The organism is Pseudofrankia sp. EUN1h (assembly GCF_001854645.1).
Taxonomy (GTDB): domain Bacteria; phylum Actinomycetota; class Actinomycetes; order Frankiales; family Frankiaceae; genus Pseudofrankia; species Pseudofrankia saprophytica.
Map to the genome: position 1 here is coordinate 1 of NZ_MBLN01000079.1, position 20,528 is coordinate 20,528.

The following is a 20,528-nucleotide window of genomic DNA, read 5'->3' on the forward strand; positions in this document are numbered from 1 at the left end:
GGATTCGGGCCGTCTCCTACTCCCCCGACGGCATCCACCTCGCCACCGCGGGCATCGACGGAACCATCCGCATCTGCGACACCACCACGGGCACCACCCGACACGTTCTGCACGGACATTTCGACGACGTCACCGACGTACAGATATCCCCGGACGGCCTTACCGCCACGAGCATCAGTCGCGACGRCACCTGCCGGCTCTGGGAGCTCGCGAATGGGCAGCTGCGTGCCATTCTTCTCGGCCTGAGGAACGGTGGCTGGGCCACGCTCTGGCCGGACGGGAGCTACACGGCCGAGGGCGAGGTCGACGGCGATTTCTGGTGGCAGCTACGCCTCTGTCGGTTCGGCCCGGGAGAGCTCGACCCGTATGTCGAGGGTCTGAGGGCGATTCCGCCGCCGTCGGCAGAAGGATGAATGCTGGCAGTAGGGAGCAAATGAAGCGGCCGGCGCCGGATGGTCGCCTGGCCGGCTTTACGGCAGCGAAGCCGGCCAGGCGCACGACCTTCCAGACCGGCCGAACGCGAGATTCAATGACCCATGGAGTGCGCCCTGGTAAGCGATCTCAGTCCAAGGCGACGGTGATGTCCGGGCCGGTGGCCTTGCGGACCTCGTCGACCGTGACGTCGGGCGCGAGCTCGCGCAGGACGAAGCCGGTGCCGGGGACTACGTCGAGCACGGCGAGGTCGGTGATGACGCGGTGGACGCAGGCCTTGCCGGTGAGTGGCAGGGTGCAGGTCTCGACGAGCTTGTGGCTGCCGTCCTTGGCGGTGTGCTCCATCATGACGATGACCCGGCGGGCGCCGTGGACGAGGTCCATCGCGCCGCCCATGCCCTTGACCATCTTGCCCGGGATCATCCAGTTGGCCAGGTCGCCGCTGGCCGCGACCTGCATCGCGCCGAGCACGGCCACGTCGACATGGCCGCCGCGGATCATCGAGAACGAGGCCGACGAGTCGAAGTACGCCGCTCCGGGCAGGACGGTGACCGTCTCCTTGCCGGCGTTGATGAGATCCGGGTCGACGGCGTCCTCGGTCGGGTAGGGCCCGACGCCGAGGACGCCGTTCTCGCTGTGCAGGACGACGGTGACGCCCGGCGGAAGGTAGTTCGGGACGAGCGTCGGCAGCCCGATCCCGAGGTTCACGTACTGGCCGTCGGAAAGCTCCTGGGCGACGCGTGCGGCCAGCTGGGCGCGCGTGCGGCTCATGCCGTCACCGTCCTCTTCTCGATGCGCTTCTCGACGCCGGGCGCGTGCAGGACACGCTGGACGAAGATGCCGGGAGTGTGCACCTCGGCCGGGTCCAGCTCGCCCGGCTCGTAGAGCTCCTCGACCTCGGCGACGGTGATCCTGCCGGCGGAGGCGCACAGCGGGTTGAAGTTCGCCGCGCTCTCCCGGTAGATCAGGTTGCCGTGCCGGTCGCYCTTCCAGGCGTGGACCAGCGCGAAGTCGCAGACGATCGCCCGCTCCAGCACGTACTCCGTGTCGTCGAAGACGCGGGTCTCCTTGGGTTCGGAGGCGAGCGCGATACCGCCCTTGCCGTCGTAGCGCAGCGGAAGGCCACCGTCGGCGATCTGGGTGCCGACGCCCGCCGGGGTGTAGAAGGCTGGGATGCCCGCGCCGCCGGCACGCAGCCGCTCGGCGAGCGTCCCCTGCGGGACGAGCTCGACCTCGAGCTCGCCGGCGAGGAACTGCCGCTCGAACTCCTTGTTCTCCCCGACGTAGGACCCGGTGGTCCGCGCGATCCGGCCGGCGCGCAGCAGCATGCCCAGGCCCCAGCCGTCCACACCGCAGTTGTTGCTGACCGTCCGCAGCCCGGTCACGCCGGCATCCAGAAGCGCCTGGATCAGCACACTCGGAATACCGCACAACCCGAAGCCGCCGACCGCCAACGACGCGCCATCGCCGATGCCCGCCACCGCGTCGGCCGCGACCGCCACCACCTTGTCCACCGCTCACCCGCCTCCCGAGTCGCCCACCAGGTCAGACCATCCTGCCCGACGACAGCCCACCAGTTAGCGCCCGCTAACCGTCGTCAGGTTAGTGGTGCCGATCTGGACCCGTCCAGCGCCGGCCGGCTCGACCTCGTCACTGTTCGTCCCAGCCCGTCCCGTCGATCGTCCCAGCCCACCCGCTGATCGCGCCCGCCCACCCCGCCGCTCGGGAGCGGATCAACTTCGCGACACTCCGCGCTGGGCGACGCCGCCGCGGGGTCAGCATGTCCCCTGGGGCGGCTCTCGACATCCTTCCCGGACCGCCGTCCCGCGAGGAGGGGTTCCGGAGCATGAGCCGCCCGCGGGAAAACCCGCCGTACGCCGTCGACATCGTGCTGTGCATCGACGTGACCGGCAGCATGTCCTCGATCATCGAGACGGTGAAGAACGACGCCCTGACGTTCCACAACCGCCTCGCCGACACGGTCGCGGCGAAGGGCAAGTCCCTGGGCCAACTACGGCTGAAGGTCATCGCCTTCCGGGACTTCGGGGACCGGGCGGACGACGCCATCGCGGAGTCGGAGTTCTTCATGCTCCCGAAGGAGGCGAAACAGTTCCAGAAGTTCGTGCGGGCGCTGCGCGCGACCGGTGGTGGCGACGCRCCGGAGTCGGCGTTGGAGGCGCTGGCGCTGGCGATCCAGGCGTCCTGGGAGCGCGAGCTGCCCCGCGCCCATCACGTCATCGTCATGTTCACCGACGCGCCGGCACACCCGCTCGGCTTGCACCGGTCCAAGGCCACCGCCCACTACCCCAAGAACATCGCCAAGGACTTCGACGCGCTGTTCGACCAGTGGGGCCACGAGGACAGCACATCCGCGCTGATGGACCCGTCGGCGAAGCACCTGGTGCTGTTCGCCCCCGACGACTCTCCCTGGACCGGCATCTCCGAGACCTGGGACAACACGCTGCACGCCCGTTCCCGCGCCGGCCACGGCCTCGACGACGTCTACATCGAAGAGATCATCTCAACAATCGCCCATCGTCTGTGACCCCGTCAGCTGTCACGGCGATGAGCAAGTGAGACGGCGGCCGCGAGGGCGACGGCGGTGTAGGCCGCGGCGACGGCCAGGCCGTGCCAGGGGCCGGCAAAGTAGTCGGGGCGTTGCACGGTGTGTTGGATGGAGAAGCCGCCGAACGGTGTCCAGCGCTGTGCGAACTCCTGTATGCGGTCGCTGCTGGCGAGCAGGCCAGGTAGCAGGAGCGTCGCGACGACGACCGGAATCGCGACCGAGGTACGCCGCACGATCGCGGTGATGCCGACGGCGTAGACGGCGATCAAGGCGGTCAGTAGTCCGGTGCCGACGATCGCACGCAGGGATGGCCCGCTGAACAGGTCGGGTTCGGGGTAGCTGGGGGCGACATAACCCTGACCTCGTTGGAGCGGGCGGGCCACGAGATAGGAGGCCCAGGACGAGGCGATGCCGATGACGAGGGTGATCGCGGCGGCGACGGACGCCTTGGCGAGGATCACCCGGTGGCGACGCGGGGTCGCGGTGTAGCTGGTCGAGATCATGCCTGAGCGTTCCTCGTTGCCGATCGCTGTCGCGCCGACGACCGCGGCGATGATGACGCCGACGAGCACGCCTACGAGGGTGTTGGCGACGATGTCGTCGTCGCCGGGTACGCCGGGCGGGTCGGTGGAGGGGGTGTTGGCGACGACGAGCGCGGAGAACGCGACCGGGAGTGCGGCGAGCAGGCCCATCGCGGTGAGCATGCCGCGGCTGCCGACGGTCTTGATCCATTCCGCCCGGACGACCCTGGGACGAGTCCGGACGGTCCCGGGACGGTGAGGCGTCGCGGAGTTCGGGGTCATGGAGTTCGGGGTCATGGACGGACCTCCTCGGGTGACGTGACGACTCGCAGGTAGACGTCTTCGAGACTGGGACGGTCGGCGGCGTCGGGGCTGCCCGTCAGCAGCGAGGCGATGCTGGCGTCGGCGGCGATGCGACCGCGGTGGATCACGACGACGCGGTCGGCGATGCCTTCGAGTTCGCGCATCAGGTGCGAGGAGACGAGAACAGCCCGGCCTTCGTCGCGGAGGCTCCTCGCCAACCGGCGAAACCAGACCATGCCTTCCGGGTCGAGTCCATTCATCGGTTCGTCGAGCATGAGAATCGGTGGGTCGCCAAGAAGGGCCGCGGCAACGCCGAGCCGCTGCTTCATACCGAGCGAATATCCGCCGACCCGGCGGCGGGCGGCGGTGCCGAGACCGACCTCTTCGAGGAGCGCGTCGACTCGGGCCGCGCAGATGCCACCCGCCGCCGCCAGCCAGCGCAGATGGGTGCGGCCGGTCAGGCCGGGGTTCACGGCGGTGGCGTCGAGCAGCGAGCCGATCCGGGTGAGCGGGGCATCGAGGTGCCGGTAAAGCTGRCCCCCGACCAGTACCCGGCCCGCGCTCGGGCTGGCCAGCCCGAGCGCGATGCGCATCGAGGTCGTCTTGCCAGAGCCGTTCGGGCCGACGAGAGCGGTGACTGTCCCTGGCGGCACCGTGAACGTGACGTCATCGAGCGCGACCACGGTGCCGAACCGTTTCGTCAGCGCCTCAAATGTCAGGCCGGTTTGTGGAAGGTTCGATCGCATGGCCGGGACGGTAGGGACGGCCACGTCGGTGGCGGATCCCCCACGGGAGCGGTTGTCCGCCTCCCCCGAGCGAGCGATGCGGGATCACCGGCTGGCCAGACAGACTGGTCGGCGATGAGCACACGAGTCCGCCCGACGATCGTTGGCCGCGTCGAGGGCACGCTGGTCGGCATTCTGGCGATGCCATGGGCATGGATCGGCGCCGCGGGAACGCTCCTGGTCGCGGCAGCGGCCCAGGTGGGCCTCGACGACCGGTTCCTGACATCCATCGTGATCGCCGTGCCCCTCGGCTTCGTCGTTCGCCTCCCGCGCACGGCGGCAGCGATCGCCGTGGCCGCGGCGTTGGGCTTCCTTTTCCCGGAGGCCCAGCCAATCCCGGTCGCCGCCGGGGCAGGCCTCATGATCGTGTGCGCGGTGGCCGCCTACCGGCTGACGGCGATCGACACCTGTGTGATCGGCGCGTTGTTCCTCGTCAACGCCGTGACGCCGTTCAACTCCGCCGAGCCGGGAGCCGCCGGCTACCTGCTGCTCGCCGTCGTGACCGCGGCGCTCGGTTTCGGCCGGCTCCTGAGGAACCGAAACGCGATCATCGCGGAACACGAGGCGCTCGCCGTCGCCCATACGTCCACGCTGCGCGAGCGCTCGATCCTGGTCGACCGCGCGGCGATCGCGCGGGAACTGCACGACGTCGTCGCCCACCACATCTCGCACATCGCGATCCAGGCCGAGACCGCCCGCTACACGACGCCTGACCTGCCTGAGCTCGCCGGCACGCGACTCGCCGCGATCGGCGAGTCCGCCCGCGACGCGCTCGCCGAGATGCGACACATCCTTACGGTGATCCGTTCCCCCGCCGCACCCCGCGACGGCGCCGCGGCCAGCCCGCCCGAACCGGCTCGCGCACCCCGCCCGGGCCTCGACCAGCTCTCCGCGCTGATCGAGGCCACCCGCGTCCTGGGCACGGTGGTCACCGTCACCGTGAGCGGCAGCCCATCCCCGCTCCCCGCCGGCACCGACCTCGTCTCCTACCGGGTGATCCAGGAAGCCCTCACGAACGCCCGTCGCCACGCTCCCGGCGCCGACGTCGACCTCGCGATTGCCTACACGCCGCGCCTGCTCCGCCTGATGATCAGCAACGGCGCTCCGAACCTGGCCGGGCCCGCCGACAGCGCCGGACTCGGACTGGTCGGCATGCGTGAACGGGTCGACGCCGTGGGTGGGACCCTGCGCCACGGGCACAGGACCGACGGTGGGTTCGAGGTCGTCGCGGAGCTACCCCTCCACCGGAACCGATGACCGCGCCAGCACCAATCCGGGTGCTCGTCGCCGACGACGATGGAATCGTCCGGGCCGGTTTCTCCGCCCTGCTGGCGACCCGCGACGACATCGTCGTCGTCGGTACCGCACGCGACGGACAGGACGCGATCCGAACCGCGGCCGCACATCGCCCCGACATCGTCCTGATGGACGTCCGCATGCCCGTCCTCGACGGCATCGCCGCCACCCGCGCCATCACGACCACGCTCGCACCCGCGCCCCGGGTGATCGTTCTCACGACGTTCGACCTCGACGAGTACGTCTACGACGCGCTCTCCGCGGGAGCCAGTGGGTTCCTCCTCAAGGACGTACCGGCCACGACCCTGTTCGACGCCGTACGCGTCGTTGCCCGCGGCGATGCCCTCCTCACCCCCGACATCACCCGGCGCCTCATCGACGAGTTCGTCCGCGTCCGGCCCCGCGTCCGACCCGACCGGCTCAGCCAACTCACCGCGCGTGAGACCGACGTCCTGCGCATGCTCGCCGCCGGCCATTCCAACCCCGAGATCGCCGCTCGGCTCTACATCGCCAACGAGACCGTCAAGACACACGTCAGCAGCATCCTCACCAAGCTCGCGGCGCGTGACCGTACCCAGGCCGTCATTGCCGCCTACGAGTCCGGGCTCATCCACCCCGGCGCCCCGTAGACAGCCTCGCCGGCCCTCCGTTATGGACCGCTGACCAACGAATTCCCCAGCGTGCCCTGTGCGCGCCGCCGACGGCCACCCCGCGCTCGACAACCCCTCACACCGACCCTCGACACGCGTACCTCAACCAGATGGTTGACGTCGAAGGTCGACCGCCCTAGTCTTCTCATCAACCGGTTGGTTGAGGAATTGAGGGAGCTGAGGAGTCGAGGGAATGGTGGACCAGCTGTCCCAGGTGTTCGCGGCACTCGCCGACCCGACGCGGCGGGACCTGGTCGCGCGGCTGACCGATGGGGACGCCACGGTCGGAGAGCTGGCCGCGCCCTACACGGTCTCCGTGCAGGCGGTGTCCAAGCATCTCAAGGTGCTGGAGCAGGCGGGCCTCGTCAGCCGCGCGGACGGCACCCACCGCAGCCCGGTGCACCTGGAGGCGCAGGTCTTCGACCTGGCGACGGCCTGGCTGGAGCGGTACCGCCGCCAGGCCGAGCAGCGCTACCGCCGCCTCGACGCCGTCCTCGCCGCCATGGACGACGACGAGAACACGAACGAGAACGACACCCGCACAGGCAACGCCACGCAGAACAGGGAGAGCGCCTGATGACCACCACGAAATCTGTCAGCATCGAGGCCGACCAGAACGTGCCGCTGGTCCGGATCACCCGGGACTTCGCCGCGACCCCGGCACAGTTGTTCCGGGCGCACACCGATCCGGAGCTGTTCGCCCGCTGGGCCGGCCCCGACGGCATGGACAACCGCATCGACTACTGGGACGCCCGCACCGGCGGTAGCTGGCGTTACGTCGCCCACCGGGACGGCGCCGAGTTCGCCTTCCACGGCTCGTTCCACGAGATCCGCCCCGACCGGCTCGTGCAGACGTTCACCTACGAGGGTGTGCCCGACAGCGTCGCGCTCGAGACCCTGTGGTTCGAGGACCTCGGCGACGGCCGCACCCGGCTGCACGCCCAGTCCCTCGTCGACAGCTTCGAAGGTCGCGACGCCTTCGTCAGCAGCGGCATGGAGGTCGGCATCGAACAGGGCTACGCCAAGCTGGACGCGCTCCTGGCCGCCGGCGATGCCTGAGACGAGCCGCGAGCAGGGCATCGGCGGTTCACCCGCCGGCCTTGTGGGCCTCGCGAGCCCCGACGACCTCGTGGACCTCGTCGCGCTCGCCGACCGGCCGGCCGAACGCCACCGGCACATCGCGGCGACGTTCACCGACCGGGTGCTCGGCACCGCCGACTGGGACGCGCAGTCCCCCGTGGCCGAGTGGCGGGCACGCGACGTCGTCCACCACCTGTGCGAGTGGTTCCCGGCCTTCCTCGCGGCTGGAACGGGGATCGAGCTCGCCCACGGACCGTCGGTGGACGACGACCCGGTCGAGGCCTGGCGCGTACACGCGGGCGCCGTGCAGGCCCTGCTCGACGATCCGGCGACGGCGGACCGGATACTGCGCAACCCGCACATCGGCGAGATCCCGCTCCCGGCCGCGGTCGACCAGTTCTAGACGGTCGACGTCTTCATGCACACCTGGGACCTGGCCAGGGCCACCGGCCAGGACAGCCGTCTCGACCCAGGGCTGTGCGCCGTCCTGCTGGACGGGATGGCGGGCATGGAGGACGTGATCCGGTCGTCCGGGCAGTACGGACCGCGCGTGCCGGTCCCGGATGGGTCGGACGCCCAGACCCGGATGCTCGGGTTCATCGGCCGCGACCCGTTCTTCGCGCCGTCAGGCACGGCACCGTAAGGCTTGGCAAACGCGGTTTCGCCGGGTACGCCGGCGTCCTAGTCTCGATGGATGCTCGTCGCGGTTACCACCTTCACGGTCGCGTCMGTGCTCGTCGTGCTGCTGCCGGGGCCGGACACGCTGGTCGTGGTGCGCAACCTGATGAACGGCGGGCGCCGGCTCGGCCTGCGGGCTTCGCTCGGCGCCATGACCGGCCTGTCGATCTGGGTGGTCGCCGCGTCGCTGGGGCTGTCCGCGCTGCTGACGGCAAGCCACGACGGGTACCTCGCGCTGCGCATCGTCGGCGCGATCTATCTCGGCTGGATGGGTCTGACCACGCTGCGGGCAAGGTCCCACGGCGACCCCGGCGCGGCGGCCGAGCCTCGCCGGGGCCTGATCGGAAGCGGCTTCACCTCGGGCCTGTTGACCGACCTGCTGAACCCCAAGGTCGGGGTCTTCTTCATGACCTTCATGCCGGGCTTCATCCCCGAGGGCGCCCCGGTGGCCGCGACGTCGCTGCTGCTGGGCGGGATCTTCGTCGCGCTGGCAGCCCTCTACTACCTCACGCTGCTCGCTCTGTCGGGACCGGTGAGGCGCTGGCTGTCCGACGGCCCGGTCCGGCGCTGGGTGGACCGCGTCACCGGCCTCGTCCTGATCGCCTTCGGCGTCCGCCTCGCCGTCGAGCCCTGACGCGACAGCCGCCGATCCAATCCGATCCGATCCTGGTCGCACGAGGTTCGGGACCCAGAAGGGTTGAGGGGTCTGGCCCACCCCCGAGGCACCAGATGCAGGATGGCGGCATGAGAAGGCTGGTCGGCATCGGTGCGGCGGGGCTCGTTGTCGGCGTCGCCTTGACGCTTCTCGGGGTCGTCCTTTTCTCCATCGCGGGGGATCATCGGACACCCCGGATCGTGGCCGAGGTGTGTGACCCCTCTTTGGCCGGCAAGGGCGAAGGCTACTGCGTGCAACTCCGCGACGACGGCTCGGAACACGGCGAGTTGGGGGTGCTCCACCGGAAGGGCGCGTCCACCGCCCCTCGTGTGACGGCCTACGCCAGCCCGTTCACCTACCTCAGATACGACCTCCCGGGCTCGTTCGAGAAGTCCGTGACCTTCGCCGAGGATGGGACGATCATCGTGCGGGGGCAGGACGAGGCCGCGCTCACGCTGCCACTGGAGAACTACAAGATCACAACCTAGTGCTGTGCCCGGCGGCGTTCGTCCTGGGCCTGCGTGCGGTCGCGCGCTCATCCTGTCCGACGCCGCGGCGCGTCCTGTCAGACGCCAGGGGTAGGGAAGGGTGCTCGTCGCGCCCCTGACGTCTGACAGGACGCCCGGCCTCCCAGGTGTCCGGGGGACTGTCCCGCGGGCGGCCGGTACGGTGACCCACGACACGACGTGGGGCGCACGGCGCGCGGTGACGAGGGCGGGAGGCGGGGCGGATGCGGATCGGGATGCAGCTGGCCTACAGCGGCGGGTTCACCGAGACGGCCGCGGAGCTCGGTGACTACGAGAAGGCCGGGCTGGACATCGTCTTCGTGCCCGAGGCGTACTCGTTCGACGCGGTGAGCCAGCTCGGCTTCCTCGCCGCGCGGACGGAGCATGTCCAGCTCGCCTCCGGCATCCTGCCGATCTACACCCGCACGCCGACGCTGACCGCGATGACCGCCGCGGGGCTGGACTACGTCTCCGGCGGCCGGTTCACCCTCGGGCTTGGCTCCTCCGGCCCGCAGGTCATCGAGGGCTTCCACGGTGTCCCCTACGACGCTCCCCTGGGCCGCACCCGCGAGATCATCGAGATCTGCCGGGCGGTGTGGCGCCGCGAGCGGGTCGAGTACCAGGGCAAGCACTACACACTGCCGCTGCCGGCCGACCGGGGCACCGGCCTCGGGAAGCCGCTGAAGCTCATCAACCATCCGGTACGCGAGCGCATCCCGATCTTCATCGCCGCCATCGGCCCGAAGAACGTGGAACTGGCCGCGGAGCTCGCCGAGGGCTGGCAGCCGTTCTTCTTCCACCCGGAGCGGGCGCGTGACGTCTGGGGGGCGCCGCTCGCCGCGGGCGGGGCGCGGCGCGACCCGGCACTCGGCCCGCTCGACGTCGTCGTCGGCGCGCCGTTGGCCATCGGCGAGGGCACCGACGAACTGCTCGACCTGATGCGGCCGATGTTCGCGCTCTACATCGGCGGGATGGGCGCCAAGGGCCGCAACTTCTACAACAGCCTCGCCCAGCGCTACGGCTACGAGAAGGAGGCAGCCCTCATCCAGGACCTCTACCTCGCCGGGAAGAAGAAGGAAGCCGAGGCCGCGGTCCCCGAGGAGCTGCTGCGCGCCAACGCCCTGATCGGCCCCGAGGGCCACGTCCGCGAGCGCCTCGCCGCCTATGCCGAGGCCGGCGCGACCACCCTCACCGTCACCCCGCTCGCCGGCGACCACCGCTCCCGGCTCGCCCTCATCGAGCAGCTCCGCGCCTGGACCAGCTGACCGCGGCGCTCGGCCCGGCGTGGGCGACGCGGGCGGCGTAGGCGGCGGCGAGGTCGGCGAGCAGCGGGCCGTCGGACCACTCGTGCGCCGCGTCGTTCGTCGCGTCGTGGCGCGGCACCAGCTGGAGCACCAGGAGTAGCCGGTGGAAGCCGTCATCGATCCGGAAGACGGTCACTCGGAGTGGCCGTTCGCCGGCCAGGTCGAACGCGCGATCAACCCTGCTGCGGACCGCGTAGGTCATGCCCTGTCCGTCCAGCCCGTCCATCCGCGCGATGTCGGTCATGTCGGCCCATTCGACCGTGGGCGGCGGGGTCGGGACGACCCGCGGGCGCGGACGGCCGTCGGCGACCTCGACGACGGTACGCAGTGCCTCGTGGCGCGCGGTCACCGCCGCGAGCGCGGAGCGCAGCGCGTCAGCGCTCAGGGCACCGAACACATCCACGACCACCGCGTGGTTGTAGCCGGCCGGATCAACGGGCACAGCACGACGATGCCAGGTTCCGGCGGCCTGGCAGGATTCGAGGCGGTAAGCAGTAGTCAGTGGGCAGGTAGACAGGCAGACGTGACGCGGGCGTAGGGAGCAGGGGTGACGGTGAGTGGTCCGCCGTCGGGACCCGTCGGCAACCGCCTGCCCGACGACCACCCGGTCGATGCGCGGTCGCCGGACGTCCCGCGCCCCGTCGACCGCCTGGCGCACCCTCGGGTTCCTCTCGGCCCTCGCGTGGACGGTGACGAGTCGTCGCTGGTGACGCCGGAGCCGCGGCGACGGCGAGGAGGTGGGCTTGGCCGGGTGCTCACGACGCGTCTCGGCCATCCGCTGAAGCTCACGGCGGCGGCGTTCCTGACGACCGTCGGCGTGGTCACGCTGCTGCTGCGCCTGCCGTTGTCGGCCGAGGCCGGGCAGCACACGACGTTCCTGCAGGCGCTGTTCTCCGCGACCGGCGCGAGCTGCGGCGCRCTCGCGATCGTCGACACCCCGACCCACTGGTCGACGTTCGGTGAGGTCGTCGTCCTGGCCGCGATCCAGCTCGGCGGGCTGGGGTTCATGACGACGGCGTCACTGCTGGGACTGCTGGTGTCTCGCCGGCTGGGCGTCCGGATCCGGCTGCTCGCCGCCACCGAGACCCAGACGGTCGGGATCGGCGACCTCCGACGGCTGCTCCGGGGCGTCGCCCTGATCACGTTGGCCATCGAGGGCGCGGCGGCGCTGGTGCTGTTCGCTCGGCTATGGCTCGGGCACGGGATGCCGGCGGGACGCGCCGCCTACCACGGCGTCTTCCACGCGGTCACCGCGTTCAACAACGCCGGGTACGCGCTGTACAGCGACAATCTGATGTCCTTCGCCGATGACCCGGTGGTCGTGGTGACGATCGGGCTGGCCGCGATTCTCGGCGGGCTGGGGTTCCCGGTGCTGTTCGAGCTGCGCCACGAGCTGCGCACGCCCCGACGATGGTCGATGCACACCAAGGTGACGCTGCTGGGCTACGGGATCCTGCTCGTCGGCGGCATCGCGGCCATTCTCGCACTGGAATGGCGTAACCCGGCGACTCTCGGCCCGCTCGGCGCCGATGACAAGCTGCTCGGCGGTTTCTTCGGCAGCGTCACGGCCCGCACCGCCGGGTTCAACACGTTCGACTATGGCGCCGTCCAGCCGGCGACCCTGGTCGTCACCGACATCCTCATGTTCATCGGCGGCGGCAGCGCCAGCACCGCCGGTGGCATCAAGGTGACGACGTTCCTGATCCTGTTCTTCGCGATCGTCGCGGAGGCGCGCGGCGACGACACCGTCGACGCGTTCGGCCGGCAGGTGTCGCCGGCCGCGCTGCGCCAGGCGGTCGCGGTGGCACTGCTGGGAATCGCGCTTGTCGTCACCGGCACGCTGTGCCTGCTCGTCTCCAGTCCGCACACCCTCGACCAGACGCTGTTCGAGGTGACGTCGGCGTTCGGCACGGCGGGCCTGTCCACCGGGATCACCGGCGAGCTCTCGGCGTTCGGCCAGTACGTCCTGATCGCGCTGATGCTGATCGGTCGGATCGGCCCGATTACGCTGGCATCGGCGCTTGCGCTGCGGGAACGGCGCCGGCTGTACCGGCTGCCCGAGGAACGCCCGATCGTGGGCTGACCGACCCGGGCGGGTGGCGTAGGCGGCGTGGCTGTGGGAGCGGTGGGAGCGGAGGCGGGGCTGGCGTGGGCCGGGACATGCACCCGAACGCGGTACTGGTCATCGGGCTGGGCCGGTTCGGCAGCACACTCGCCGAGTCGTTGCAGCGGCTCGGACACGACGTCGTCGCCGTCGACACGKACCGTGGCCTCGTCCAGGAGTGGTCGGGGACGCTGTCCCACGTCGTCGAGGCGGACGCGACCAGCGAGGTGGCGCTGCGCCAGCTGGGCGCCGACGGCTTCAACCGGGCCGTGGTCTCGATCGGCGTCGATATCGAGGCGAGCCTGCTGGCCACCGGCACCCTGCTCGACCTGGGCGTCCCGGAGGTCTGGGCGAAGGCGATCACCCGCCAGCACGGCCGGATTCTGGAACGCATCGGCGCGTCGCACGTCGTCTACCCCGAGCGCGACGCCGGCGAGCGGGTCGCGCACCTGCTCTCCGGGCGGCTCATCGACTTCGTCGAGTTCGACAAGGGGTTCGCGGTCGCGAAGCTACGCGCTCCCGGGTCGATCTGCGGGGCGACGATGGACGTCGCCAGGCCCCGCACCCGGTTCGGGGTGACGGTCGTCGGGGTGAAGCGCCCCGGAACCGAGTTCACCCACGTCGTGGCCGACACGGTCCTCGACCGCGACGACCTGATCATCGTGACCGGCCACACCGACGAGGTCGAACGCTTCGCCGCGACCACCGGCGCCCGTCCCGCCTGAGGCTCTCCCCGTCGGAGCTTCCCGGTGGAAATCGCCGCCGTGTCGGTACCCACCGCGCCTTTCCTTCGGTCGACGCCATCGGCCCACATCCGCACATACAGTCGTATACATTATCCATCAAGCAGTGATCTCGGTTGCCCGCACGATGGCCTGGGACGCGATGGTCCGGGAGAAGGAGCGGCATGGGTGCTGTCGTGGAACATCGCGCCACCTGCCCACTCTGCGAGGCGATGTGCGGACTCCGGGTAGCCACCATCGACGGCCGCGTCAAGAGCATCAAGGGCAACCCGGACGATGTCTGGTCGCGCGGCTACATCTGCCCGAAGGGCACCGCGCTGGGGCACCTGTACGAGGACCCGGACCGGCTGCGCCAGCCGATGGTCAGGGGCGCCGACGGCACCCACCGGCCCGTCAGCTGGGACGAGGCCTGGGCCGAGGTCGAGCGGGTGCTGCGCCCAGTACTGCACGAGGACGGCGCGGCCGCGCTGACCGTCTATGTCGGCAACCCGGTCGCGCACAACCTCGATCTCGTCAAGTACATCGGCGCACTGGTCGGCATGGCGAGCGCGGTGGGCATGAAGGCGATCTACACGCCGGGCACCGTCGACCAGTGGCCGCTCAACCTGGTCAGCGCGCTGCTGTTCGGCGGCATGTGGGCCGGGCCGGTGCCGGACCTGGCCCGGACCGACCACCTCGTCATCCTCGGCGCGAACCCGGCGGCATCACAGGGCTCGATGCTGTCCGCGCCGGACATGACCGGCCGGCTTCAGGCCATCCGCGGCCGCGGCGGCCGAGTCCTCGTCGTCGACCCGCGGCGCACCGGTACCGCCGACGCCGCCGGCGAGTGGCTGCCGATCCGGCCGGGCACCGACGCGCTCCTGCTGTTCGCCCTGCTGCGAACGATGGCCGAGGAGGGCCTGGTCCGCCGGCCGGCGCACCTCGACGGCCTGGTCAGCGGTCTCGACGAGGTGCTCGCGCTCGCCGTCCCCTTCGCCCCAGAGCAGGTCGCCCGCGCCTGCGGCATCCCCGCCGAGCGGATCCGCGGCCTGGCGCGGGACCTCGCCGCCGCGCGAGCGCCCGCGATCTACGGACGGATCGGCACCTGCACGCAGGAGTTCGGCACGCTCGCCACCTGGTTGATCTTCGTGCTCAACGTCGCGCTCGGGTCGCTGGACGCCCCCGGCGGCGTCTGCTTCCCGCGGTCGGCGGCGTGGGGGCCCGGGTTCGCCCGCAGGCCCGACCAGACGGGCGAGCGCTGGGAGTTCCACCGCTACACCAGCCGCGTTCGCAAGGCGCCCGAGGTGTTCGGCCAGTTCCCGGTCAGCTGCCTCGCCGAGGAGATCGACACGCCTGGCGAGGGACGGCTGCGGGCGTTGATCAGCGTGGCGGGCAACCCGGTCATCTCCGCGCCGGCCTCGGCCCGGCTGGACGCGGCGCTGCCGAGGCTGGACGCGTTCATCGCGGTGGACAACTGGCTCAACGAGACGACGCGGCACGCCCACGTGATCCTGCCGGGGCTCTCGCCGCTGGAGCGCGGCCACGCCGACGACCTGTACTGGATGTACGCGGTCGAGTCCGCGTTCAAGTGGAACGGCCCGGTCCTCCCGGCCCCCGCCGACCGGCCGGCCGAATGGGAGATCCTGCTGCGCCTCGCTGGCACGGTGCTCGGTACGCCGGCGCCCGACGTCGACGTCGCCGCGCTGGACGACCTGTACACCGCCGGCCTCATCGGGGTCGCCGCCCGGCCGGGGCAGCCGCTGGCGGGCCGCGACCCGGCCGAGATCCTGCCCATGTTGCACGGCCGCGGGCCGGCCAGGCTGGTCGATCTGAGCGTGCGCGCCGGGGAGTTCGGCGACCGCTGCGGCGAGCGGCCGGACGGCTGGACGCTGGAGAAGGTGCGGCGGCACCCGGACGGGGTCTGGTTCGGGCCGCTGGGCGAGGGCCGCCTCGCCGAGGTACTGGACACACCGTCCGGCACGGTCGAGCTGGTGCACGACCTGCTCACCCGGGATGTCCCGCGCCTGGCCGCGCGGCTCGACCGCGCCGAGCCGGAGTTCGTGCTGACGAGCCGTCGGCACCTGCGCTCGAACAACTCGTGGATGCACAACGTGTCGGCGCTGAACAAGGGCACGAACCGCTGCACCCTGCTCATCCACCCGCGGGACGCCACGCGGGCCGGGCTGGCCGATGGCCAGCTGGCCGAGGTGTCGACGGTGGAGGGCCGGCTGACCGTCTCCGTCGAGGTCAGCGACGAGATGATGCCCGGCGTCGTCAGCCTGCCGCACGGCTGGGGTCATGACGTGGCCGGCACGCGGATGTCCGTGGCGGCCCGACGCCCCGGCATCAACTCCAACCTGCTCAACCCGGGCGACGTGCTGGACGTGCCGAGCGGCACGATCGCGGTCAACGGGGTGCCCTGCCAGGTGCGTCCCGCGACCGCCCAGGGTCAGACCGCCCAGGGCCAGACCGCGCCGGGGCAGGTCACAGCAGTGCCGTGAGCACGGTCCGGACCGCGGCGTAGTGGTCCGGACGCGGCGGCTTCTGCTCCTGGTTTCCGGCCCGCTCGCGCGAGTCCTGGGCCGCATCGAGGACGGCCGCGCCGATGACGGCGGCCGTCACCTGGGAGACGACGTCCAGGGCTCGAGCCCGGTCCGTCTCGCTCGGGCCCGCGGCCCGCAGCAACCGCCCTAGATGCCGTTCGACGTTCTCCTCCAGGATGCGGCCCTGCGCAACCTGCGTGACCAGGATCGGATGCGCGCGGAACCAGGCGAACAGACCCTCGGCGAACCGCGTGACCGTCTCGTCGAACGACGTGGCCGGCTCGGGGCCGGACGCAAACAACGTGTCGACGGCCCGTGCCATGACCAATGCGAGAAGCTCCTCGCGGGTTCGCACGTGGTAGGAGATTCCCGGCACGGTCATGCCGAGCGCGTCGGCCACCTTGCGGATGGTCACCTGGTCGAGCCCGATCTCGAGGGCGGCGTCGATGATGTCGTCGACCGTCACCTTGCGCGGGCGGCCGCGCCGGCCAGGCGACACCGGCCCGGTCCGGCTGGCACCGGCTTCTAGGTTCGCGCCGGCTTCCAGGCCTTCTCGACCTTCGAGGTCTGCCCGGCGTTCGAGGTCTGCTCGGCGTTCGGCCACGTCAGGTGACGGTAGCGGGATTGCGCACCAGCCTTCCGGGGAGCGCACCCGTCGGCTGCCCATCACGGTAGGTGACGACGCCGTTGACCATGGTGAGGGCGTAGCCCTCCGCCTTCTGCACCAGCCGTCGTCCCCCGGAGGGCAGGTCCCGGACCGCGACGGGCCGGTGCAGCGTGAGGGCGTCGTAGTCGATGACGTTGAGGTCGGCCTTGAGACCCGGTGCTAGCAGGCCACGGTCATGGAGACCGACCGCCTCGGCGTTCGGCCGGCTCAGCATCCGCACGGCCGCCGACAACGGGATTTTCGGGCCTCGGGTGCGGTCACGGGTCCAGTGGGCCAACAGCGTCGTCGGGTAGCTGCCGTCGCTGATCGTGCCGTAGTGCGCTCCGCCGTCGCCGAGCCCGATGATGGTGTGGGCATTCTGCATGAGCAGGCGCACCGGTTCCAGGCTGTCCCCCGCGTAGTTGCCGGCCGGCAGCAGGAATGCCGCGAGCCCGTCGCTGTCGACCATCAGGTCGTAGATCAGCTCTCGCGGGCTGACGCCGCGGGCGGCCGCGAGCGCGCCCACGCTCGTGTCCGGTGCCGGCTCGTAGTCGGGCACCTCGGCCATGACGTAGAGGTTGGCGTCCTGGCCGGCGAAGAACTGGAAGACGGGATTCGGGTGCTCGGCCCGCTCGGACAGGATCCGTGCTCTGCGTGCCGGATCGCGCAGCGCGTCGACGCGCTTCGCCAGCGGCAGGTGGGCGATCTGCTGGTAGCTCGGGTTGAAGACGAAGGGGTGGAAGGACAGATCCAGTCCCAGCACGACGCCGACCGGACGCGGGAACACCTGGCCGCGTATCTCAGGAAGGCCGTCCCGGTTCTCGGCCGACAGCGCCTCGAGGTAGAGCCCCGCGTGTTCCGGAAAGCGTTGCGTGGTGACGAGCGTGAAGGACAGCGGGCCGCCTGACGTCGCCGTCAGCCGCCGGAACAGGGCCACCTCGGCACGGGGGTCGTGCTCGCCCTGGCTGGCGATGAGCTGAAGAACGCCGGCGCCGGCCTGGCGCAGGCCGCGCGCCAGCGCGTGCAGCTCCGCCTCCTCGACGCCCACCGTCGGCGCCAGCTGGCCATCCGGCGTCCGGTGGCCGATGCTGCGCGACGTACTGACCCCGAACGCCCCGGCGGTCACCGCCTCGGCGACGATCCGCGTCATCTCGTCGAGATCGTCGGGGGTGGCCGCCTCCCGGTCGGCCCCCCGCCGCCCCATGACATGCACCCGGACAGCCGCGTGCGGGACCTGCGCCGCGAAGTCCACGTCCGCCGCGCGTCCCGCCAGCACCGACAGGTACTCGGGGAAGGACTCCCACGTCCACGGCAGCCCCTCCGCCATGACGATCTCGGGAATGTCCTCGACGCCCTCCAGCACCTTGACCAACAGCGCCCGGTTCTCAGGGCTGCACGGAGCGAACCCGACACCGCAGTTGCCCATCACCGCCGTGGTGACGCCATGGCCCGAGGACGGCGACAGGCGCTGCTCCCACGTCACCTGACCGTCGTAGTGGGTGTGGATGTCGACGAATCCGGGCGTCACCAGTCGCCCCCGGGCGTCGATCTCCTCCCGCCCGGTGCCGTCGACGCGGCCGACGGCGACGATTCTGCCGCCCGCGACCGCGACATCGCCCTCGAACAGCTCGCCACCGCTGCCGTCCACGATGGTCCCGCAGCGAATCACCTGGTCGAAGTCCGGGGCCACAGCCCACCTCCCGAAGAGCGATTTTTCTTACTCTAGAAAGAAAAATCTTGGCCTTCAACCGAAACGGCGAGGGCGCCGAGCGTGGGCGCGGCGGCGTGGCCAGCGCGCCCGCGCCCACCACCCCGCCCATCCCGCTGCCCCACCCATCCCGTCGCCCTGCGGATCCCGTTACCCCGCGGATCCCGTTGCCCCTCCACCCGACAGCGAATAATGTATGCAATATGCGGACGTTATGCGGGAGTTGCGTTCCGTGACGATCAGGGTCGTGCACTGGGGTACCGGCCCGACCGGCCGGCTCGGGCTTCGGGGCATCATCAACCATCCAGATCTCGAGCTGGTAGGTCTCCACGTCCACTCGGCGGACAAGGTCGGCCAGGACRCCGCCGCGCTGTGCGGCCTGCCGGATCCCACCGGGGTGACCGCTACCCATGACGCGGCCGCCCTCGCCGCTGCGGGCGCGGACTGTCTCGCCTACTTCGGCCCGGCGGCGTTCGACGGCACCGCCGTCACCGACGTCGCGCCCTTCCTCTCGGCCGGTACGAACGTGGTGACCACGTCCTTCGCCGGGCTCACGCATCCGCCTACCGCCGAGCCCGCGCTGCGGGACCCGCTGGCGGCCGCCGCGGCGGCGGGCGGGGCGTCGTTCTTCGCGACCGGCATCGAGCCGGGCTTCGCCAGCGACATCCTGCCGATGGCCCTGCTGGCGGCCTGCGACGAGATCAGGTCGATCAGGATCCAGGAGATCGCCGATTACTCCGACTACCCGGACGCCAACACTCTCCGGTTCGCGTTCGGGTTCGGCGAGGCGACGGACTTCGGCTGCTTCCTGGCCGACCCGGCGATCCTCGCCGGCGCCTGGCGGGGTGTGGTCGATGCGATCGCCGACGTGCTCCAGGTGCGGCTCGACGCGATCGAGACCGACTACGAACGCGCCGTGCTCGACCGCGACCTGGACACCGCGATCGGCACGCTGCCCGCCGGCAGCACGGCCGGGGTCCGGTTCGAGGTGCGCGGAATGCTCGACGGCAGGCGCCTCGTCGTCCTCGAGCACGTCAACCGCATGGCCGACGACGTCGCACCGCAATGGCCGCACGGCACCGCCGGCGACACCCTCGCCTACCGCGTGGAGATCGTCGGCAGCCCCACCATGCGGTGCGAGCTCGTGTTCGATCCGCCGGAGTCCGACAACGGCCTGACCGCGACCGCGATGCGCGCCGTCAACGCGATCCCCACCGTCTGCGCGGCGAGGCCAGGGCTGCTCGGCGCGGCGGACGTGTCTCTCGTCGCCGGCCGCAACATCGCGGGTCGCAGCATCGCCGGCCGGAACATCGCGGCCCGCCCGCGAACTGGTCAGGTCAGCGGCCAGACCTCCCGGTGAGGCGCCGCCGCGGCGTAGCGTCGCGGTGTGCATCGGCTTTCCTCGACTGTGGTCTGCGTCGTCGGGCCGGACCCCGCGGCCACGCCGGACAGGATCACCCGCTCGGTCGTGGCCCCGCTGGCCAGCGCGACGAACGTGACCGTCGTGCTCCCTGACGACACCCTGCCGCCCGGCGCGCGGGCGGCGGCGGCCTGGCAGGAGTGCCGCGCCGTCGCCACGCCCTACGTGGTGCACGACGCGGACCCGCTCGCCGAGGTCGCCGCCGCCTGGGTCGCCCGCTACGACGAGGCCGGCCAGGTGGGCGACCTGGAGGTCGCCGTGAGCGCGGCCGTCGCCCGGTTCCGCCGCGGCGAGGCCGACATGCCCGACAGCCTGGTGCTGCTCGATCCGGACGGCTGGCCGCCGACCCGAAGGCACTGGTACCTCGGTGTGCTCGCCGCCGCCGCGCCGGCGCGGGTGGTTCCGATTCGTTCGGACGCCCGCGAGCTGCGCCGTGCCCTGGTGGCCCTGCCCGCCGGACGCTGGTGGCCGGAACCCTCGGAGCGGCTCCTCGACGGCATCGACCGTGTCGTCCCCGACCGCGTGGGCCTGCCCGTCCGCTCCTGACCGCCGCCGCCACGCGCCACCACGCCACTCCGGGCGGCACATCCGGCACATCCGGGCTGTCCG

21 protein-coding genes and 1 pseudogene are annotated in these 20,528 nt (G+C 71.2%); 15 read left to right on the forward strand and 7 right to left on the reverse strand.

Annotation, left to right across the window (positions count from 1 at the left end):
• A partial coding sequence (locus BCD49_RS31980) for a hypothetical protein (protein ID WP_131803599.1) occupies nt 1-413 on the forward strand: 413 nt, incomplete at its 5' end.
• Nucleotides 414-561: 148 nt separating this feature from the next.
• Here BCD49_RS31980 and BCD49_RS31985 read toward each other — a convergent pair.
• Complete coding sequence (locus BCD49_RS31985) at nt 562-1,203, reverse strand: CoA transferase subunit B (protein WP_007512014.1); 642 nt, start codon at nt 1,201-1,203, stop codon at nt 562-564.
• Nucleotides 1,200-1,946: a CoA transferase subunit A gene (locus tag BCD49_RS31990; protein ID WP_071042253.1), complete on the reverse strand. Its 747-nt coding sequence runs from the start codon at nt 1,944-1,946 to the stop codon at nt 1,200-1,202. Before BCD49_RS31990 ends, BCD49_RS31985 begins: the two co-directional genes overlap by 4 nt.
• 332 nt (nt 1,947-2,278) lie before the next feature.
• Between BCD49_RS31990 and BCD49_RS31995 the strand changes: the two genes are divergently transcribed.
• Nucleotides 2,279-2,977 (forward strand): vWA domain-containing protein, encoded by a 699-nt coding sequence (locus BCD49_RS31995; RefSeq protein ID WP_007512012.1) that lies wholly within the window; start codon nt 2,279-2,281, stop codon nt 2,975-2,977.
• 5 nt (nt 2,978-2,982) lie between these two features.
• Here BCD49_RS31995 and BCD49_RS32000 read toward each other — a convergent pair whose 3' ends face one another.
• Nucleotides 2,983-3,816, reverse strand: a complete 834-nt coding sequence (locus tag BCD49_RS32000) for an ABC transporter permease (protein WP_007512011.1) — start codon at nt 3,814-3,816, stop codon at nt 2,983-2,985.
• Nucleotides 3,813-4,568 carry an ABC transporter ATP-binding protein gene (locus tag BCD49_RS32005; RefSeq protein ID WP_027140668.1) on the reverse strand — a complete coding sequence of 252 codons (756 nt, stop codon included), beginning with the start codon at nt 4,566-4,568 and terminating at the stop codon, nt 3,813-3,815. Before BCD49_RS32005 ends, BCD49_RS32000 begins: the two co-directional genes overlap by 4 nt.
• 114 nt (nt 4,569-4,682) lie before the next feature.
• Here BCD49_RS32005 and BCD49_RS32010 point away from each other — a divergent pair, with 114 nt between their 5' ends.
• The 8 genes and pseudogenes from BCD49_RS32010 (at nt 4,683) to BCD49_RS32045 (ending at nt 10,737) form a co-directional block, all read left to right on the forward strand.
• Entirely contained in the window at nt 4,683-5,864 is a 1,182-nt protein-coding gene (locus BCD49_RS32010) for a sensor histidine kinase (protein ID WP_007512009.1), read from the forward strand.
• On the forward strand, nt 5,861-6,532 hold the full coding sequence (locus BCD49_RS32015) for a response regulator transcription factor (protein ID WP_007512007.1): 672 nt from the start codon (nt 5,861-5,863) through the stop codon (nt 6,530-6,532). The genes BCD49_RS32010 and BCD49_RS32015 overlap by 4 nt, the downstream gene beginning before the upstream one ends.
• A 214-nt stretch (nt 6,533-6,746) precedes the next feature.
• Nucleotides 6,747-7,130: an ArsR/SmtB family transcription factor gene (locus BCD49_RS32020; RefSeq protein ID WP_007512006.1), complete on the forward strand. Its 384-nt coding sequence runs from the start codon at nt 6,747-6,749 to the stop codon at nt 7,128-7,130.
• Nucleotides 7,130-7,612 carry an SRPBCC family protein gene (locus tag BCD49_RS32025; protein WP_007512005.1) on the forward strand — a complete coding sequence of 161 codons (483 nt, stop codon included), beginning with the start codon at nt 7,130-7,132 and terminating at the stop codon, nt 7,610-7,612. Before BCD49_RS32020 ends, BCD49_RS32025 begins: the two co-directional genes overlap by 1 nt.
• A 70-nt stretch (nt 7,613-7,682) precedes the next feature.
• Nucleotides 7,683-8,276, forward strand: a pseudogene (locus BCD49_RS46570) (TIGR03086 family metal-binding protein).
• A gap of 51 nt (nt 8,277-8,327) precedes the next feature.
• Complete coding sequence (locus tag BCD49_RS32035; RefSeq protein ID WP_007512002.1) at nt 8,328-8,945, forward strand: LysE family translocator; 618 nt, start codon at nt 8,328-8,330, stop codon at nt 8,943-8,945.
• Between the two features lie 110 nt (nt 8,946-9,055).
• Complete coding sequence (locus BCD49_RS32040; protein WP_007512001.1) at nt 9,056-9,454, forward strand: hypothetical protein; 399 nt, start codon at nt 9,056-9,058, stop codon at nt 9,452-9,454.
• A 242-nt stretch (nt 9,455-9,696) separates the two neighbouring features.
• Entirely contained in the window at nt 9,697-10,737 is a 1,041-nt protein-coding gene (locus tag BCD49_RS32045; protein ID WP_007512000.1) for an LLM class F420-dependent oxidoreductase, read from the forward strand.
• On the opposite strand, the gene BCD49_RS41280 is transcribed toward BCD49_RS32045, so the two are convergent.
• On the reverse strand, nt 10,706-11,551 hold the full coding sequence (locus BCD49_RS41280; RefSeq protein WP_083401834.1) for a condensation domain-containing protein: 846 nt from the start codon (nt 11,549-11,551) through the stop codon (nt 10,706-10,708). The two genes, BCD49_RS32045 and BCD49_RS41280, sit on opposite strands and share 32 nt — an antisense overlap.
• Between BCD49_RS41280 and BCD49_RS32055 the strand changes: the two genes are divergently transcribed.
• The 3 genes from BCD49_RS32055 to BCD49_RS32065 all read left to right on the forward strand — a co-directional run bounded on the left by BCD49_RS32055 (nt 11,528) and on the right by BCD49_RS32065 (nt 16,103).
• A complete protein-coding gene (locus tag BCD49_RS32055) occupies nt 11,528-12,859 on the forward strand; it encodes a TrkH family potassium uptake protein (protein WP_007511998.1) in 1,332 nt (443 codons plus the stop codon). The genes BCD49_RS41280 and BCD49_RS32055 overlap by 24 nt on opposite strands.
• 65 nt (nt 12,860-12,924) lie before the next feature.
• Nucleotides 12,925-13,605 (forward strand): potassium channel family protein, encoded by a 681-nt coding sequence (locus tag BCD49_RS32060; RefSeq protein ID WP_198939473.1) that lies wholly within the window; start codon nt 12,925-12,927, stop codon nt 13,603-13,605.
• Between the two features lie 182 nt (nt 13,606-13,787).
• Complete coding sequence (locus BCD49_RS32065) at nt 13,788-16,103, forward strand: molybdopterin-dependent oxidoreductase (protein WP_007511995.1); 2,316 nt, start codon at nt 13,788-13,790, stop codon at nt 16,101-16,103.
• On the opposite strand, the gene BCD49_RS32070 is transcribed toward BCD49_RS32065, so the two are convergent.
• Together BCD49_RS32070 and BCD49_RS32075 are read right to left on the reverse strand one after the other, a co-directional pair.
• On the reverse strand, nt 16,087-16,644 hold the full coding sequence (locus BCD49_RS32070; protein WP_007511993.1) for a TetR/AcrR family transcriptional regulator: 558 nt from the start codon (nt 16,642-16,644) through the stop codon (nt 16,087-16,089). The two genes, BCD49_RS32065 and BCD49_RS32070, sit on opposite strands and share 17 nt — an antisense overlap.
• Before the next feature lie 106 nt (nt 16,645-16,750).
• Complete coding sequence (locus BCD49_RS32075; RefSeq protein WP_007511991.1) at nt 16,751-18,481, reverse strand: N-acyl-D-amino-acid deacylase family protein; 1,731 nt, start codon at nt 18,479-18,481, stop codon at nt 16,751-16,753.
• A 250-nt stretch (nt 18,482-18,731) separates the two neighbouring features.
• Here BCD49_RS32075 and BCD49_RS32080 point away from each other — a divergent pair, with 250 nt between their 5' ends.
• Together BCD49_RS32080 and BCD49_RS32085 are read left to right on the forward strand one after the other, a co-directional pair.
• On the forward strand, nt 18,732-19,859 hold the full coding sequence (locus BCD49_RS32080; protein WP_071042266.1) for an NAD(P)H-dependent amine dehydrogenase family protein: 1,128 nt from the start codon (nt 18,732-18,734) through the stop codon (nt 19,857-19,859).
• A 27-nt stretch (nt 19,860-19,886) separates the two neighbouring features.
• On the forward strand, nt 19,887-20,465 hold the full coding sequence (locus BCD49_RS32085; protein ID WP_035924855.1) for a hypothetical protein: 579 nt from the start codon (nt 19,887-19,889) through the stop codon (nt 20,463-20,465).
• The last annotated feature ends 63 nt before the right edge of the window (nt 20,466-20,528 follow it).

Coding starts and splice junctions, on each gene's coding strand:
- BCD49_RS32025 (WP_007512005.1), top strand. CDS start 7,130: ATGACCACCACGAAATCTGTCAGCATCGAGGCCGACCAGAACGTGCCG.
- BCD49_RS31985 (WP_007512014.1), bottom strand. CDS start 1,203: ATGAGCCGCACGCGCGCCCAGCTGGCCGCACGCGTCGCCCAGGAGCTT.
- BCD49_RS32065 (WP_007511995.1), top strand. CDS start 13,788: ATGGGTGCTGTCGTGGAACATCGCGCCACCTGCCCACTCTGCGAGGCG.
- BCD49_RS32040 (WP_007512001.1), top strand. CDS start 9,056: ATGAGAAGGCTGGTCGGCATCGGTGCGGCGGGGCTCGTTGTCGGCGTC.
- BCD49_RS32010 (WP_007512009.1), top strand. CDS start 4,683: ATGAGCACACGAGTCCGCCCGACGATCGTTGGCCGCGTCGAGGGCACG.
- BCD49_RS32045 (WP_007512000.1), top strand. CDS start 9,697: ATGCGGATCGGGATGCAGCTGGCCTACAGCGGCGGGTTCACCGAGACG.
- BCD49_RS41280 (WP_083401834.1), bottom strand. CDS start 11,551: ATGGCCGAGACGCGTCGTGAGCACCCGGCCAAGCCCACCTCCTCGCCG.
- BCD49_RS32020 (WP_007512006.1), top strand. CDS start 6,747: ATGGTGGACCAGCTGTCCCAGGTGTTCGCGGCACTCGCCGACCCGACG.
- BCD49_RS32015 (WP_007512007.1), top strand. CDS start 5,861: ATGACCGCGCCAGCACCAATCCGGGTGCTCGTCGCCGACGACGATGGA.
- BCD49_RS32000 (WP_007512011.1), bottom strand. CDS start 3,816: ATGACCCCGAACTCCATGACCCCGAACTCCGCGACGCCTCACCGTCCC.